This window comes from Jeotgalibacillus soli (assembly GCF_000829435.1).
Classification (GTDB): domain Bacteria; phylum Bacillota; class Bacilli; order Bacillales; family Jeotgalibacillaceae; genus Jeotgalibacillus; species Jeotgalibacillus soli.
The window spans coordinates 442,647-458,552 of the sequence record NZ_JXRP01000018.1; the positions used below are offsets into that span (position 1 = coordinate 442,647).

Genomic DNA, 15,906 nt, shown 5'->3' on the forward strand with positions numbered 1-15,906 from the left:
GGGAAATGAAAATGGAACTAAGCAGAGCTTTAGCAAAATACAGTTTGGATTTATCGTTCGAAAAAATTCCGGATGACGTTAAAATGTTTACCAAGCTTTGTATATTAGATTATTTTGGGTCTGCATTCGCTGGCTCCAATAAGCCTCCTGTTCAAATGATAAGCGAGCTGATTAATGAAATGGGGGGAGAGAAGCAAGCAACTCTCTTAACTGGAGGCAGATCATCTGTCCTAAATGCTGCACTGGTCAATGGAGCTGCAAGTCATATCGTAGAGCTGGATGATATACATAAAGCGTCTATTATCCATGCGGCTACAGTAGTGATTCCAGCAGCGCTTGCAGTTGCAGAATGGAAAAAATTAAGCGGAGAAGATTTGATTACAGCGGTTGTGATTGGCTATGAAGTTTGTTACAGAATTGGAGAGGCTGTATCTCCTTCTCATTATTACTATTGGCACAATACAGCAACTTGTGGAACCTTTGGTGCCGCCGCCGCTGCTGCAAAACTGCTGGACTTAAACGAAGAGGAATTCATATATGCACTAGGCAACGCAGGAACACAGGCTGCAGGTCTATGGGAATTTATTGAAGATGGTGCAATGACCAAACAGCTCCATCCTGGTAAAGCGGCAATGAATGGAGTAATGGCAGTGTTATTAGCGAAAAAAGGTTTTACAGGTGCAAGTAAAATTTTAGAGGGAAATCGAGGGTTTTTTAAGGCGATGAGCGAAGAGTATAATGAGGGGAAAATCACGGAAGCCTTAGGAGAAAAATATAAAATTGTAGAAAATTCTTTTAAGATTCATGCTTCATGCCGTCATACACACCATGCGGTGGATTTATTAATTGAAATGCTACATGAAAGGGAAACCGACCCTTCCGAAATTGAATCTGTAATTGTTCGTACTTATCAGGCTGCCATCGATATCACTGATAACAATGATCCGCAAACTCAATATGCAAGTAAATTCAGCTTACAGTTTTGCTCAGCATTGGCATTAATTAAAGGAAGTGCAAATCTAGATGATTTCAATGATTCTTCTTTATGGAATAATGAGACTCGTCAATTAATGAAGAAAGTAAGTGTTGTTTTAGATCCTGAAATTAATGCTGCTTACCCTGAAAAATGGGGTGCTGGGATCGAGGTTCATTATACCAATGGAGATATTGTGGAATTGAAAACAGATTTTCCTAAAGGTGATCCGGAGAATCCAGTTTCGGCAAAAGATCTGCTTGAAAAATATCGAAATCTAGCTAGAGACCTGCCTGAAGAGAAGAGAGAGCGAATTGCAGCGGATATTTTAGCGCTGGAATCAATAGGGGACATGACAGATCTTTTAAAGGATTTTTCAAGTAGTCTTCTAAGCTAAGAGGAGAGATGAAATGAATAATATACGTTCTGAAAGGCTGGTAATGATTAAATCTAAACTGGAAATTTTATCCAATCGCGAGCTGGATCATATAAGTTATATTCTTTCTCATTTTCAGGAGTCCTCTCTAAAACCGTCCGAAGAAACACCTATGCATTTATTCGGACGGTTTTTAGGAATAAAACAACTGGATGATGGTACTACAGAAATGAAGCTTGGACTGCAAAATGAAAACACATATGGCGTTGCTCAAGGAGGTTCCATTTACACACTTGCAGACATTGCGATCGGCTTTACAATATTAAAAAAGCTTTCAGAGGATCAGAAGGTTTTTACATTAGAAATGAAGGTTAATTTTATCGAAAAGGGTCAAGGCTCCCGACTGATCGCAACGCCTTCCATCCTGCGCTGGGGAAAAAATACTGTAGTATCGGAATGTATTATAGTGGGTGAGAATGGCAACTTGGTCGCAAAAGCACTTGGTACATTTTATATTGTGAACGCAGCAGAACGTACCTAGGAGGGGAAAAATGAAAATAATTGAATATCAGACGATCGTCGAAGAAGTAAAGGAAATGTGTAAAAAAGCAAATTACAATTTAGGCGAGGATGTTTACACTGCCTTTTCACAGGCATTAAAGACAGAAAAATCTGAAACCGGTAGAGAAGTGCTTTCCCAATTGATTGAGAACGCAGATATTGCAAAAGCAGAACAGGTTCCGATGTGCCAGGATACTGGAACTGCCGTTTTTATTGTGGAATTAGGTCAAAACTGTCAAATTACTGGTGGCAGCTTGGTAGAGGCGATAAATGAAGGTGTTGCAAAGGGCTACGGAGAGGGCTACTTGAGAAATTCAATAATCCATCATCCACTAGATCGCAAGAATACAGGAAATAACACTCCGGCGATTGTACACATTGAGCTTGTTGAAGAAGAGCATATCGTCATTCATATGACTGCAAAAGGAGGCGGAGCAGAGAATATGAGTGACTTGAAAATGCTAAAGCCTTCAGATGGAGTAGATGGGATTAAGGAGTATGTCCTAGATATCGTTAAAAAAGCCGGTCCAAATGCTTGCCCCCCTTTGGTTGTAGGAATTGGCATTGGCGGGAATTTTGAGAGGTGTGCCTACTTAGCGAAAAAATCATTGTTTCGTCCAATAGGCATTCGCAACCATGACCAAACAATTGCCGCCATGGAAGAGGAACTGATGATGGAAATAAATCGGCTTGGAATTGGGCCTCAAGGTTTGGGAGGAAGCACCACCGCTCTGGATGTGAAAATCGAAGCGGAGGCCTGCCACATTGCAGCACTGCCAGTAGCAGTGAATCTTAATTGCCACGCGAGCAGACATCAAACATCTATTTTGATGTAGGGAGGGAAAATTTTGCAGAAAAAGATTGACCTGCCTTTAAATCATTCAGACATCGTTTCGTTAAAAGCGGGAGATCGTGTTTTATTATCAGGGGTTGTTTATACAGCAAGGGACGCCGCCCACAAACGAATGTACGAACAGGAAGAAATGGGAATGCCTTTACCAATCGATTTAACAAACCAGGTTCTCTATTATGTCGGACCAACGCCGGAAAAACCCGGAGAAGTAATAGGTTCAGCAGGTCCTACAACGAGCAGCCGAATGGATGCCTATACCCCGAAGCTTATTGCAAAAGGGCTTAAAGGGATGATCGGAAAAGGCTATCGCAGTGACGAAGTAAAACAAGCAATCATGAATCACAAGGCCGTTTATTTTGGTGCAGTTGGAGGGGCAGCCGCTTTAATTTCCCGTTCTATCAAATCTTCTGAAGTAATCGCCTATCCCGATTTAGGTACGGAAGCTATTAGGAAATTAGTGATCGAAAATTTCCCTGTTTTCGTTATAAATGATGTTTATGGAGGGGATATTTACATCGATGGGACGACTAAGTATAAGAGAGAAAACGAATAGTATGCAATACTGTTAATCTTATATTGATCTCATTGTCTTTTGAAGGAAGGTATTGGAGTGGACAAAAAGAGGGTTCCATATAAAAGCAACGAGATAAACTTTTGGAGAGTGGTCGTGTCTCTATCAAGTGCTTCACTTGTCCTATTTGCAAATCTATACCTTGTGCAGCCGCTATTGCCTGTTTTCTCAAGGGAATTTCAAATAACACCAGTTTATTCAAGTTTGTCCCTAACACTTACCACACTTTCACTCGTTATGGGGTTGTTAGTGTTCGGCTTTTTTTCTGATCGTATCGGTCGTGCTGGCATAATGCGATGGAGCTTATTGCTTTCAGTATTGCCTCTTTTTCTGATTCCTGTCATCCATTCATTTGAATGGCTATTGTTATGGAGGTTTTTCATAGGTTTTATGCTTGCTGGGCTACCCGCAGTAGCGATTGCTTATATAAACGAAGAAATTGATGCTAAATATCGCGCGTCAGTTGTCTCGCTTTTTATTTCAAGTAATGCATTAGGAGGAATGGCAGGACGTTACCTTGGCGGATATTTCACGGAACATTTTAGCTGGCAATCAGGTTTTTATGCACTTGCGAGTATCAGCCTATTAATCAGCTTGGTATTTTTCAAGCTAATGCCTCAATCTAGATTTTTCGTTGTAAGTCACCATTCTTTCAAGCAGGATTTATTTGGTATGACGGTCCACTTGAAAAATCCGATGCTGGTATTTGTGTTTCTTTTTGGAATGATGATTCAGGTTAGTTTTTCGGGTATCTGGACGTATATTCCTTTTTATTTGGAAAATAACCCGTTTAATTTGTCTATTCATTTTATCTCTTTATTATATTTCACCTACTTATTTGGTGTGGTTGGGTCTTTGGGATCGGCACGATTTTCCGCTCAATTCGGATTAACCAAAGTTATTTTTATTGGGCTGATTGTGATGTTAACAGGGGGCTTACTAACGCTGCTAACTTCAACTCCGCTCCTCATAACAGGATTGTCGTTAATCTGTTTTGGGTTTTTCATTTCCCATTCTATGGCTTCTAGCTGGGTAGGGTTAAAAGCACAGCACCATCGAAGCGGAGCCACGAGTTTATATTTAGTCAGTTATTATATCGGAGCTGCAATTGGTGGAACAGCAATTGGCGCTGTCTGGTCCATCTTCGGCTGGCCTGGTGTCATTACGATATGCACGATACTGCCTTCAATAGCAGGTCTATTGTTTTTAAGAATGATCTTAAAAAATGGCCAAAAGCAGCAAGTACCATTAAGGAATTAAGTAAGGGAGGTAGGGAAATGCGGAGAATCGGAATAATTGGTTTAGGCAATATGGGAGGAAGAATTGCAAAAAGATTTTTAGAGCAAGGAGTAGAAGTTGGGGTATATGATCTAAGTATTGATGCTCTTGAAAAACTCAAAGCATTAGGAGCAGAAGCAACCTCTAGCCCCGCTGAATTAGCGGAGAGATATCAATATATTATTACAATTTTGCCGAACGTTTACATCGTCAAAGAAACGATCCTGGGTGATGCCGGATTAATGAAAGGCTTTCGGGCGGATAGTCTATTAATTGAAATGACCTCTTCTGTGCCTTCAGTTACAAAGGAATTGAGTGAGATCATGAAGAATAGGGGCTTTCGAATGATTGATGCTCCTGTCAGCGGTGGGGTAAAAAAGGCGGAAAATGGCTCTCTATCTATCATGGTAGGAGGAGAAGCTGATGACTTTGAAGAAGTAAAACCGCTTCTAGATTGTATTGGACAAAACGTTTTTCATGTCGGTCAAGCAGGCGCTGGTCATACAATAAAGGCTTTAAACAATATGATCTCAGCGACGACTTTAGCTGCAACAGGAGAAGCAATGGCTCTCGGTGTAAAACTTGGACTGGATCCAAATAAAATGCTGGACGTAATAAATTCAAGCACAGGAAAAAGCTTTTCAAGTGATTATAAATTTCCAGACCAAATCTTAACAAGGAAATTTGAGGTTGGATTTACACTTGATCTGATGGTAAAGGATTTAAAGATCGCGATGAGTATGGCAGAAGAGGAACGAGTCCCCATGTTTATATCAAGCTCTGCTTTTCAGTTATGGAAGCATGCTTCGACGCAGGGTGGCGGAAATCAAGATCATACCGCTATAGTAAAATACATTGAAGAAATGGTAGGGGTGGAAATAAAAGGGTAATCAAATCTGGATCATACAAGAATGAATTATTAGTTGTATAACAATTATTATATTTTATACTAGATATAAAAGAGTTAATACGAGGTGTAAAATGGAAAATTTCAGGTTATCAGATCAAGATAGAGCAACGTTGCAGTTTAAAGTTACAACGAAACTGCGGGAACTTATTTTAAAAGGCGAATTTAAAATGGGAGAAAGGCTCACACAAGAAGAATGGGCCAAAAATTTAGGCGTAAGCAGGATGCCTATTCGGGAGGCATTGCGACAGCTAGAAGTAGAAGGTCTTGTCCGCATAGAGCCTAGAAGAGGAGCGATTGTAACGCCAATATCTGCAGAAGATGTTGAAGAAATTTATCAATTGAGAGCGCTGTTAGAAGGGCAGGCTGTCTTGAAATCATTACCTTTCTTGGATGATGAAGATATTAATGAGCTGGAAAGACTATATGAGAAAATGATTGCGCTAAAAGAGGATGAAAAAGATATGGAAGAGTATATGGAATTGAACGCGCAATTCCATCACATTTTAAGAGAAGGTTGTCCTTGGAGAAGAATTAAAGGTTTTATTGACACACTCTGGAAAGGGATTCCTTCCTATACTCCTAGCGTGCTATCACATCATTTAAAAGAAGCACATGAGGAACACCGACTGATGGTTGAATACGCAAAACAAAAAAACGGAGAAAAGCTAAAAGAAGTTACTGAAAATCATATATTAAGAACGAGAGATAATTTACTGAAAATGATTGAGAAAAGTGAAAAAATAGATGTTGAATAAGGTTTCTACACGCTGAATTTCAATTAAAAAACGAAAGAAAGTAGTTACTGGAAAAATTTGCTCCTTCCTACCTAAGAAGGATTGATGCAATAATAACCTTTTCAAAAAGGTAATGAAGACCTCGGACTTGTCCGGGGTTATTATTATTTGATTGAAGGCCTCTAATCTTGTTCTATTTATCTAGCTCAATGGATTGTACTAGGGCACTCTTTGCTGCTGTGTCCTTTGACATCAGTTATACGTTCATATTTAGAGACGATGATTTCACGGAAAAGATGATTCGAAAATAATAGAAATGGGCTGATGATAATCATGGTGACAAAATTACTTGTACAAAATATAGTAAGAACAAAAACAAGCGATATCCCTGAAAATGTAAAACTTCATGGAAAGAGAAGCCTTTTAAATTGGATGGGGGCAGCGATAGGAGCTTCAACCCACCCATCAGTTGATATGGTGCTAGCTTTGAAAGAGGATATCAATTCAGCAGATCAAGTTTCAATTTTTGGCCGTACCGAAAAGGTCGATCTGTTATTAGGCAGTTTAATTAATGGCATGTCTTCACATATTTTCGATTATGATGACACCCACCTTGACACAATCCATCATCCAAGCGGTCCGGTAGCACCTGTTGTATTAGCTTTGGCTGAAAAAATGAATTTTCCAGGTGAAAAAGCATTGCATGCATTTATTTTAGGATGTGAAGCAGAATTGCGTATTGCCAACGCAGTATATCCAAGCCATTATCAACTGGGATACCATATTACGAGCTCTACTGGGGTATTTGGCGCCGCGGTTGCTGCAGGTTTATTACTTGATTTGACTGAAGAGCAAATGGCATGGGCACTGGGGATTGCAGGAACTCAATCTTTCGGATTGAGAGAAATGTTCGGTACTATGACTAAACCATTTCATCCAGGCAAAGCCGCCCAAAATGGTTTGATGGCTGCACTATTGGCAAAGAAAAACTTCACAAGTTCAACTGAAGTGTTAGAAGCAAAGAGAGGATTTGTGAATGTTCTAGCTCCTGAACATGATCTATCAAAAGTAAACGTGCAATGGGGAGAGAAATGGGAGTTGTTGAAAAATGCTTTTAAGCCTTATGCCTGCGGTATTGTTCTTCATCCTTCTATAGATGCGTGTATTGCACTTGGTCAGCAAGTAAAAGCAGACGAAGTGGAACGAATTGAACTTGCAGTTAACCCTTACGTATTGGAGTTAACAGGAAAAACGACTCCTCCGACGGGGCTAGCTGGAAAGTTTAGTATTTATCACACTGCTGCTATTGCTTTTTTAGAAGGGGATGCAGGTGAAAGTCAATATGCAGATTCGAAGGTGAATGATCCGAAAGTAATTGAATTCAGAGCTAAGATTTCAACAAAAGTAGATAAAAATATTAAAGAAGAAGATGTAATGGCCACTGCCTACTTAAAAGATGGAAATAAGATTGAATATGCAGTAAAAAATGCTACTGGAAGTATTAAAAATCCTATGTCAGATCAAGATTTAGCAAGAAAATTTACAAAGCTGACTCATTCTATTATCGGTGGTCAACATGCGAATCAGCTTATTGATATCATGTATAAAATCGATCAACTGGATAATTTGAAAGCATTGATAAAATTAACGAAATCTCAGTAATCAGAACCAAACGACTGAATAGAGGGAACAACTGTTAAATAGTTGTTCTCTATTCTTTTATTTTCACTAAATTTGATTTAAAAATAAATAATTTCATGTTTTCAGATGGTTAAATTTCGGATTTAAAAACATCTGCAAAAACTTTCTATTATAGAAAGTGGAAATGAATATTAAAGCAGAGTGAATGATTTTGGGGAAAAATGAACAAATCATTTATATTCAATGATTCCTCATGCTAATCTTCATCCTTCCTTCATAAGCTATGAAACGGCAGTGAATAAAGAGGAGGTGAGCTGATGGCGATCAAACCGCCAGCTCTGCAGCGGGGAGATACTGTTGGCATAGTATCGCTTGGGAGTCCCCTTGATTCGCAGGTGATCAATGAGCGAATCGATTTTTTAAAGCAAAGAGGCCTTCAGGTCGTACTGGGGAAGTATGTATTTGAACAAAATGGATTTTTAACCGGAACGGCTGAACAACGTGCGGAAGACTTGATGAGTATGTTTTCTAATACTCAAGTGAAGATGATCCTGCCTGTACGAGGCGGTGTGGGTGTAGCAGGTATTTTACCTTACCTGGATTTTCAATTTATTAAAAATAACCCAAAAATTGTTAGTGGATATAGTGACATTACTGTATTATTAAACACTTTATATCAATTTTCTGACATAATTGCGTTACACAGCTTGCTTTTGATTGATTTTAAACCAAGTACTCCTTCCTATAATTTCGAGCAATTTTTTACCATAACCTCTTCTATTGCAGTTCCTCGACCCCTTCAAAATCCTCCAAGTATGTCACTGGTCAGCAGAGTGCGAGGAGACGTCTCAGGGCCAATTGTCGGTGGGAATTTGACGTCTATTGTCGGCACACTTGGTACACCGTACGAAATAGATACAGCGGGTAAAGTCATCTTCTTAGAGGAAACACACGAGCCAATCAATACTGTATACCGTTACATCGAGCATTTAAAGCTTGCGGGGAAATTTGATGATTGCGTAGGAATTATAATGGGGAAATGTACGAATTGTGCTCCTGCTTATGGTAAATCCTACACAGATTTAATTAACGAATACATTGTGACGCTTGATAAGCCGCTTATGACGAATCTTGCTTCAGGACACGGATACTATAAAGCTGCCATTCTGATTGGTTCGAATATGAATCTCAACACCATGAATAACACACTTACACTTTTGGAACCGGCTGTAAGCCGATAAGTACTTAAGGTAGTGAAGAGGGCGGGGGAGGGTGGAGAATTGCCACCTCCTGCTCTATTCAAATAGTACTAGGCTCGTTACATAAAGTATCTTTTCAACAGATGTATTCATTTTCTCTTCCTTTGAACGTTTTGCAGGAAATGAATAATAAGAAATAAATCAAGTATCGCTGAAAAAATAGAGATCGTTAATGGGAGCTATAATGTATATGCATATTAAATAGCTATTTATCTTATTACAATCGATAGAATGAAAGAAAAAACAGTGGTAATGATGAAAAATCTTTTCGATCGTTTAAAAGCTAGGGAGGAGTTAATTCATAACGCTATTCTAAAAGGCAAAGTAAGTAGAATATAATCCTTTATAACAACGAATAAGCTTGCCTTTTTATAAAGGAAACAGGGAGTGGAATGCGTGGAGACGATTGGAAAAAGCATAATCCGTAAAGAAGCTCTCGATAAGGTAACAGGAAAGGCAAAATACACAGGCGATTATCAATCTTCTTCTATGCTGCATGCTAAAATGGTCATTAGTCCGTATGCTCATGCCAAAATTAAGTCCATTAATATACAAAACGCTTGGAAGGTACAGGGAGTACGAGGTATCGTGACCGGACAACAGGTACCGCTGGTCGGAGAAGCAATCCAGGATCGGCCAATCCTTGCACAGGACAAAGTTAGGTATCATGGGGAACCTTTAGCTGTAGTGGTAGCGGATGATCCTATTTTGGCTAAAAGGGCGGCTGATTTAATTGCTATTGACTATGAACTTCTCCCTGTGGTGAATTCTCCGAGTGAAGCGATAAAACCGGATACAATCCTTGTTCATGAACATTTAGATTGTTATAAACGAGCTAAGCATATTACTCCGATTCCTGGAACAAATATTGCGAGTCGATTTAAAATCCGAAAAGGCAATATGGATAAAGGATGGAGAGAAAGTAACGTAATTGTGGAAGATAGCTATTCTTTTACTCCCTCTGATCATGCAGCGATTGAAACAAGGTGCTCCATTGTAGAGATACGATCAGATGAATCTATTATCGTTTCATCGTCCTCCCAGGCTCCATATATGATTAAACAACTAATGAGTATGTATTTTGGAATTGATATGGGGAAGGTGATTGTGAATACACCTTTGGTTGGGGGAGGATATGGAGGGAAGGCGGCTGTACAGTTGGAACTAATTGCCTACCTGGCTTCTAAAGCTGTAGGAGGGAGAAAAGTAAAGCTTGAGAACACAAGGGAAGAAGATATCATTACCTCACCCTGTCATATTGGTTTAGATGCAAAAGTCAAACTAGGCTGTTCTAAAGACGGATTTATTAAAGCAGCTGAAATTCTTTATTTGTTTGATGGAGGTGCCTATTCTGACAAGGGAATTGATTTAAGCAGAGCAGCGGCAGTGGATTGTACGGGTCCTTATCATATTGAAAACATTTGGTGCGATTCCTTTTGTATGTATACAAATCATCCTTATGCTTCACCTTATCGCGGGTTCAGTCACTCTGAGCTTTTGTTTGCTTTTGAAAGAACGGTGGATCTGTTAGCTGAAAAACTGCAGATGGATCCATTTGAACTAAGGTATAAAAATGCCATCCTTCCAGGTCATACTACACCAACTCAAACAAAATTAAATCACAGTAATATCGGCAACCTTCGAGCATGCATTGATCGGGCAAAGGAATTAAGCAATTGGGATGAGGGGCAGATGGTAGAGGTAGATAAAAGATTTGTCCGTGTAAAAGGTGCGAGCTGTATATGGAAGACTTCGACGATCCCATCCAATGCGAGCTCGGGAGTCATAATAACCTTTAATAAGGATGGGACGCTTAATCTTATGTCAGGAGTGGTTGAAATCGGGACAGGTACTAAAACCATCTTAGCGCAAATTCTTGCCGAATATTTAAAAATGAATGTTGACCATATTTTTGTTCGTATGGACGTGGATACACAAACCACACCGGAGCATTGGAAGACGGTGGGAAGCAGAGGAACATTTATGGCAGGTAGAGCAGTACTAGAAGCAGCCGACGATACCATTTTACAGCTCAAGAGTGTTGCTTCCTGTGTGCTTAGAACGTCTATCGACGATTTAATTGTAGCGAACAGCCGCGTGTTTTTAAGAGATGACCCTACTGTTGGTTTAGGCTTCGAAGAGCTTGCCTACGGCTATACGTTTGAAAATGGAAATTCGATTGGTGGTCAAATTATTGGGAGAGGAAATTATATACTACGGAATATTACACCGCTAAATCCCGAAACTGGAGCGGGCAATCCCGGGCCAGAATGGACAGTGGGTGCACAGGTAGTAGAGGTAGAATATGATCGAAGAGATTATACATATAAGCTCATTAAAGCCACCTCCGTAATTGATATTGGGAAAGTATTAAATGAAAAAGCAGCAAGGGGCCAAGTCACAGGAGCAATGAGTATGGGATTGGGGTTTGCTGCGCGTGAAACGTTCAGGTTAGATCAACTAGGCAGAGTACTTAACCATCAGCTAAGAACCTATCGACCGATTCATTTCGGTGAACACCCGGAGTATGCTGTTGGTTTTATTGAGACCCCCCAACTTGATGCCCCATACGGAGCACGAGGTGTAGGTGAACATGGTATTTTAGGAATGCCGGCCGCACTTGGAAATTGCTTATCACTGGCTTCCGGTGTTTCCCTTCACCAATTACCCCTGACGCCAGAATTGATTTGGAGAGAAAGAGAGGGAAAAAGTGATCTCATTTGATTTTGACTATTATAAGCCAGATTCAATCGATGAAGCAGTGACACTTTTTAGATCTCTTTCCTCAATGGGGAAAAAACCAATGTATTATGCTGGGGGAACCGAGATCATAACGTTAGGAAGATTAAATCTTCTTTATACAAACGCTGTTATCGATCTTAAAGGGATTTCAGAATGTAACATATTAGCTCATAACTCCGACACTTTAACAATTGGTGCTTCGTTAACCCTAGCCCAGCTTGGGATGAACCATTACTTTCCTCTACTAGCAAACATTTCAAAAGAAATTGCAGACCATACTTCCAGATTAAAAATAACTGTTGGCGGAAATATTTGTGGAAATATCTTTTATCGAGAAGCTGTTTTGCCTTTTTTGTTAACAGATAGTCAGGTTCTGATTGCAGGGAAAAATGGTCTCCAAAAAAACCCGATCAACAATGTCTTTTGTAAAACAATGCAGTTAGAAAATGGGGAATTTATAGTTCAATTACAAACGCAATCAAAATATATAGAATCACCATTTGTTAGTATCAAACGGCGGCAGCAATGGAATGTAGGGTATCCACTGATTACAGTCAATTCTATAAAGGTAGAAAACCAAATAAGAGTTGCGATTGCCGGACTTTGTCCATTTCCATTTAGATCACTGAAAATGGAGAGTATGTTAAATCGAAAGGAGCTTTCTACTGAGGAGAAGGTTGAACTTGCCATTCAGCATTTACCGCAACCGATTTTAAATGATGTGGAAGGATCTGATGAGTATCGTATTTTTGTTTTAAAAAATACGTTGCTGGATGTAGTAGAAACGCTGGAAGGAGCTGGTGCCTAGCATGGGTCTTGCTTCAATTACATTACAGATAAACGGGGAAAACAGAGTGGTGGCAATCCGGGAAGCAGATACTTTATTATTTGTGCTTCGAGAAAAGCTTGGGTTAACAGGATCAAAGCCGGGGTGCCTGAATGGGGACTGCGGGGCCTGTACAGTAAATCTAGATGGCTGGCCAATGAAATCCTGCTTGATCCTTGCGGTAGAAACAGCAGGTCATTATATTTTGACGATTGAAGGGCTAAAGAATACCCGTATTCAAGAGGCGTTTGTAGAGGAATTTGCATTTCAGTGTGGATATTGTACATCTGGATTTATCATGAATGGTTATTCCCTGTCCCAATTATACCCACATGCACATTCAACACAAATTCAGGAATGGTTTGAATCAAATATCTGCAGATGTACAGGTTATGAGGAAATAGAAAAGGCTATTAGAAGGGTTTTAAACGAAAATAATAATTTGTAACGAAATTGATTTTAAGATTAAAAGAATATTTTCAGTGTGTTTTGCATAAGTGTTCTCGGGAATGAAACAAGTGTACGACCAAAATCCAATTTTAGAAGAGGAATTTCTAATGACGAAAATCAAAAATGAAAATAGAGTCAGGAAGATGCGGGACTAAAGGCGGAGAGGCAACGGCGAAGAATCATGATAAAGGATTTTACCAAGACATTGGTGAAAAAGGTGGAAAAGCGAATGCTAAGTCACATGATAAAAAGCATTTTCAAAAAATCGGTAAAATGTGTGCAGAAGCCCGCAACAACAAATAGGTTTTAAAGGAAAGCTTTAATGTCAATTAAGTTTTCAATTGATGAATGATTGCAGATAGATTTTTATAGCCTATTGAACAAAAGGGAATTCGATACAGACAACCATCATAATAAAAAAAGAGGCTGACTCAAAAGATCGTTGAACGACGACTCTTTTGAATCAGTTTTTTTGTCTTGTAAGCATTTTTTCTATTTTCAGGTTTTTTATAGAAAATTTGAGGAGATATTCCTCTCAAACTTTCACTATCTAAACGAGAAGAATAAATGAGGTTTGAATAAGCGTAAAGAATAATTTTTAACATCATCTTAGGATGATTTTCTTCTTTTTTTACCTTAGTTTATAGGCTGATATTGATTCTTGCACCCTGTTAATTGGAGTGGAAGGGGAGAGACTCCTGCGGGAGAAGCGAGTCAACGGGAGACCCCGCAGGAGTGAATGCGCCGAGGAGGCTCCCGGACCGCCCGCGGAAAGCGAGTCTCTGGAGCGGAAATCAACAGGCCAACTTTAAATGTTGCTTTATTATAATTTGTTACGATATATAACTACTTTTTTACGCTCTTAAAGTAAAGAAAGCTGCTTCATATTTTCATAACTAGTTTTCCTCCTAGTATTAAATTCAGCTGAAAGTGAAAGAGCTAATACAAAATAATCATGGTTCTTATTAGATCATAGTTAAATATAACCAAAAAAATATATAAAACACATATGTCATATTTGGATGGGTATATAAGAATTATCTATTTATTAGGAGGTTTTACGTATGAAAGCAGTTACTTTTCAAGGTTTGAAGGATATGCAAGTTAAAGAGGTTCCAGATGCAAAGCTTCAACAAAAAGACGATATTATCGTACGCATTACATCAACAGCAATATGCGGCTCAGATTTACATATTTATCAAGGAGCCTTGCCAGCTGAAAAAGACTATGTAGTTGGTCACGAGCCTATGGGTATTGTAGAAGAAGTAGGACCAGAAGTAACAAAAGTAAAAAAAGGGGACAGAGTTGTTATTCCATTTAACATTTCATGCGGCAGCTGTTTCTATTGTCAGCATGATTTAGAGAGCCAATGTGATAACTCAAATCCAAATCCAGAAATTGATACAGGAGGATATTTTGGATTTACAGATCGTTATGGCAACCACCCAGGTGGACAAGCTGAATACTTGCGTGTTCCTTATGGGAATTTTATGCCATTCGTGATTCCTGAATCTGTTGAACTTGAAGATGAGGCCTTGCTGTTTATGTCTGATGTACTGCCAACTGCCTATTGGAGCATTGAAAGTGCTGGTGTGAAAAATGGAGATACGGTTGCTGTACTTGGGTGCGGACCGATTGGTTTAATGGCACAAAAATTTGCATGGATGAAAGGTGCAAAAAGAGTCATTGCAGTCGATAATCTTCCATATAGACTTGAACGTGCCAAAAAGATGAACAATGTTGAGATATATAATTTTGATGAATTCAATAATATGGGCCTCCACATTAAAGAAATAACAGGGGGCGGTGTGGACGCTGTAATTGATTGTGTAGGTATGGATGGTAAAAAATCGACTATGGAGGAAATTGGGCAAAAGCTGAAGCTGCATGGAGGATCACTTGGCCCAATCGAAACGGGGATAAACGCAGTGAGAAAATATGGTACTATTCAGCTTACTGGGGTTTACGGAGCCAAATACAATATGTTTCCGCTAGGTAATATATTTGAAAGAAATATTACAGTGAAAATGGGTCAAGCGCCAGTTATACATTACATGCAAGAGCTCTTTAAAATGATTACAGCAGGTGATCTTGATTCGACAGATATCGTTTCTCATAAAATGTCTCTAGACCAGGCAAGTGAAGCTTATCAAATCTTTAATGATCATGAAGATGAGTGTGTGAAAGTCGTTCTTAAACCTTAAACCTACGATAAACAGGGGGAAAAAAAGCATATCCAGCTGGGTATGCTTTTTTCTCCATGTTTCTAGATGGGTTCAGAATTTAGCAATCGTCGATTTGGTGAATGTTAAACAGCATTAATCAAACTTAAAAGTGTATATACTTTATTCATTTGTAGAAAAGGGATTATTCATCAAATATATCAGCTTATCCATTTCCCGCACTTTTGCTCTTCTGCAACAAATCTCTATTTTCAAATCATTTTCAATGAACCCATTACGTTAGCCTGCTTGCATGATTGAATTACAATTTTTTAAATAGTATCTGGCATAAAGGTATATCTCCAAATGAGTATATTCAACAGGTTCGCCTTGAAAAAGCAATTGTAGCCAATGAAGGATGAATTGGATAAGGTTTTGAGCGATGATGAGTTGAAAAAGGAGGATAAAAACAATCAAGAGAAAAACATTCAGTCAAAAATTGAAACCACGCAAACGGAGATGAAGAGATTAAAAGAAGAGCTTGGGATTGAAGATTAGGAAAATGAGGAT

Annotated in this window: 15 protein-coding genes; all 15 read left to right on the top strand. The window is 39.1% G+C overall.

Features of this window, described 5'->3' with window-relative positions; all coding sequences use genetic code 11:
• Positions 1 to 11 precede the first annotated feature (11 nt).
• The 15 genes from KP78_RS12605 to KP78_RS20990 all read left to right on the top strand — a co-directional run bounded on the left by KP78_RS12605 (position 12) and on the right by KP78_RS20990 (position 15,894).
• Complete coding sequence (locus KP78_RS12605; protein ID WP_041089429.1) at positions 12 to 1,370, top strand: MmgE/PrpD family protein; 1,359 nt, start codon at positions 12 to 14, stop codon at positions 1,368 to 1,370.
• 13 nt (positions 1,371 to 1,383) lie between these two features.
• The gene (locus KP78_RS18700) at positions 1,384 to 1,890 is read left to right on the top strand and encodes a PaaI family thioesterase (RefSeq protein ID WP_052474795.1); all 507 of its coding nucleotides are present in this window, start codon (positions 1,384 to 1,386) and stop codon (positions 1,888 to 1,890) included.
• 10 nt (positions 1,891 to 1,900) lie between these two features.
• Positions 1,901 to 2,746, top strand: coding sequence for a fumarate hydratase (locus KP78_RS12615; protein WP_041089430.1), 846 nt, complete (start codon positions 1,901 to 1,903; stop codon positions 2,744 to 2,746).
• A 12-nt stretch (positions 2,747 to 2,758) separates the two neighbouring features.
• The gene (locus KP78_RS12620) at positions 2,759 to 3,316 is read left to right on the top strand and encodes a Fe-S-containing hydro-lyase (RefSeq protein WP_041089432.1); all 558 of its coding nucleotides are present in this window, start codon (positions 2,759 to 2,761) and stop codon (positions 3,314 to 3,316) included.
• Between the two features lie 57 nt (positions 3,317 to 3,373).
• Positions 3,374 to 4,594: an MFS transporter gene (locus tag KP78_RS12625; RefSeq protein ID WP_041089434.1), complete on the top strand. Its 1,221-nt coding sequence runs from the start codon at positions 3,374 to 3,376 to the stop codon at positions 4,592 to 4,594.
• A 17-nt stretch (positions 4,595 to 4,611) separates the two neighbouring features.
• Positions 4,612 to 5,502, top strand: a complete 891-nt coding sequence (locus KP78_RS12630) for an NAD(P)-dependent oxidoreductase (RefSeq protein WP_041089436.1) — start codon at positions 4,612 to 4,614, stop codon at positions 5,500 to 5,502.
• Between the two features lie 91 nt (positions 5,503 to 5,593).
• On the top strand, positions 5,594 to 6,277 hold the full coding sequence (locus KP78_RS12635; RefSeq protein ID WP_052474797.1) for a GntR family transcriptional regulator: 684 nt from the start codon (positions 5,594 to 5,596) through the stop codon (positions 6,275 to 6,277).
• Positions 6,278 to 6,589: 312 nt separating this feature from the next.
• Positions 6,590 to 7,918, top strand: a complete 1,329-nt coding sequence (locus tag KP78_RS12640; protein WP_041089438.1) for an MmgE/PrpD family protein — start codon at positions 6,590 to 6,592, stop codon at positions 7,916 to 7,918.
• A gap of 296 nt (positions 7,919 to 8,214) precedes the next feature.
• Positions 8,215 to 9,138 (top strand): S66 peptidase family protein, encoded by a 924-nt coding sequence (locus tag KP78_RS12645; protein ID WP_041089440.1) that lies wholly within the window; start codon positions 8,215 to 8,217, stop codon positions 9,136 to 9,138.
• Between the two features lie 414 nt (positions 9,139 to 9,552).
• Entirely contained in the window at positions 9,553 to 11,880 is a 2,328-nt protein-coding gene (locus tag KP78_RS12650) for a xanthine dehydrogenase family protein molybdopterin-binding subunit (RefSeq protein ID WP_041089441.1), read from the top strand.
• Complete coding sequence (locus KP78_RS12655) at positions 11,867 to 12,706, top strand: FAD binding domain-containing protein (RefSeq protein WP_041089442.1); 840 nt, start codon at positions 11,867 to 11,869, stop codon at positions 12,704 to 12,706. The genes KP78_RS12650 and KP78_RS12655 overlap by 14 nt, the downstream gene beginning before the upstream one ends.
• A gap of 1 nt (position 12,707) precedes the next feature.
• Positions 12,708 to 13,172: a (2Fe-2S)-binding protein gene (locus KP78_RS12660; RefSeq protein ID WP_041089444.1), complete on the top strand. Its 465-nt coding sequence runs from the start codon at positions 12,708 to 12,710 to the stop codon at positions 13,170 to 13,172.
• A 125-nt stretch (positions 13,173 to 13,297) separates the two neighbouring features.
• Positions 13,298 to 13,477 carry a general stress protein gene (locus tag KP78_RS12665; protein ID WP_041089446.1) on the top strand — a complete coding sequence of 60 codons (180 nt, stop codon included), beginning with the start codon at positions 13,298 to 13,300 and terminating at the stop codon, positions 13,475 to 13,477.
• A gap of 761 nt (positions 13,478 to 14,238) precedes the next feature.
• Positions 14,239 to 15,378, top strand: a complete 1,140-nt coding sequence (locus KP78_RS12670; RefSeq protein WP_041089448.1) for a zinc-dependent alcohol dehydrogenase — start codon at positions 14,239 to 14,241, stop codon at positions 15,376 to 15,378.
• Positions 15,379 to 15,759: 381 nt separating this feature from the next.
• Complete coding sequence (locus KP78_RS20990) at positions 15,760 to 15,894, top strand: hypothetical protein (RefSeq protein WP_268747524.1); 135 nt, start codon at positions 15,760 to 15,762, stop codon at positions 15,892 to 15,894.
• Positions 15,895 to 15,906: the final 12 nt, after the last annotated feature.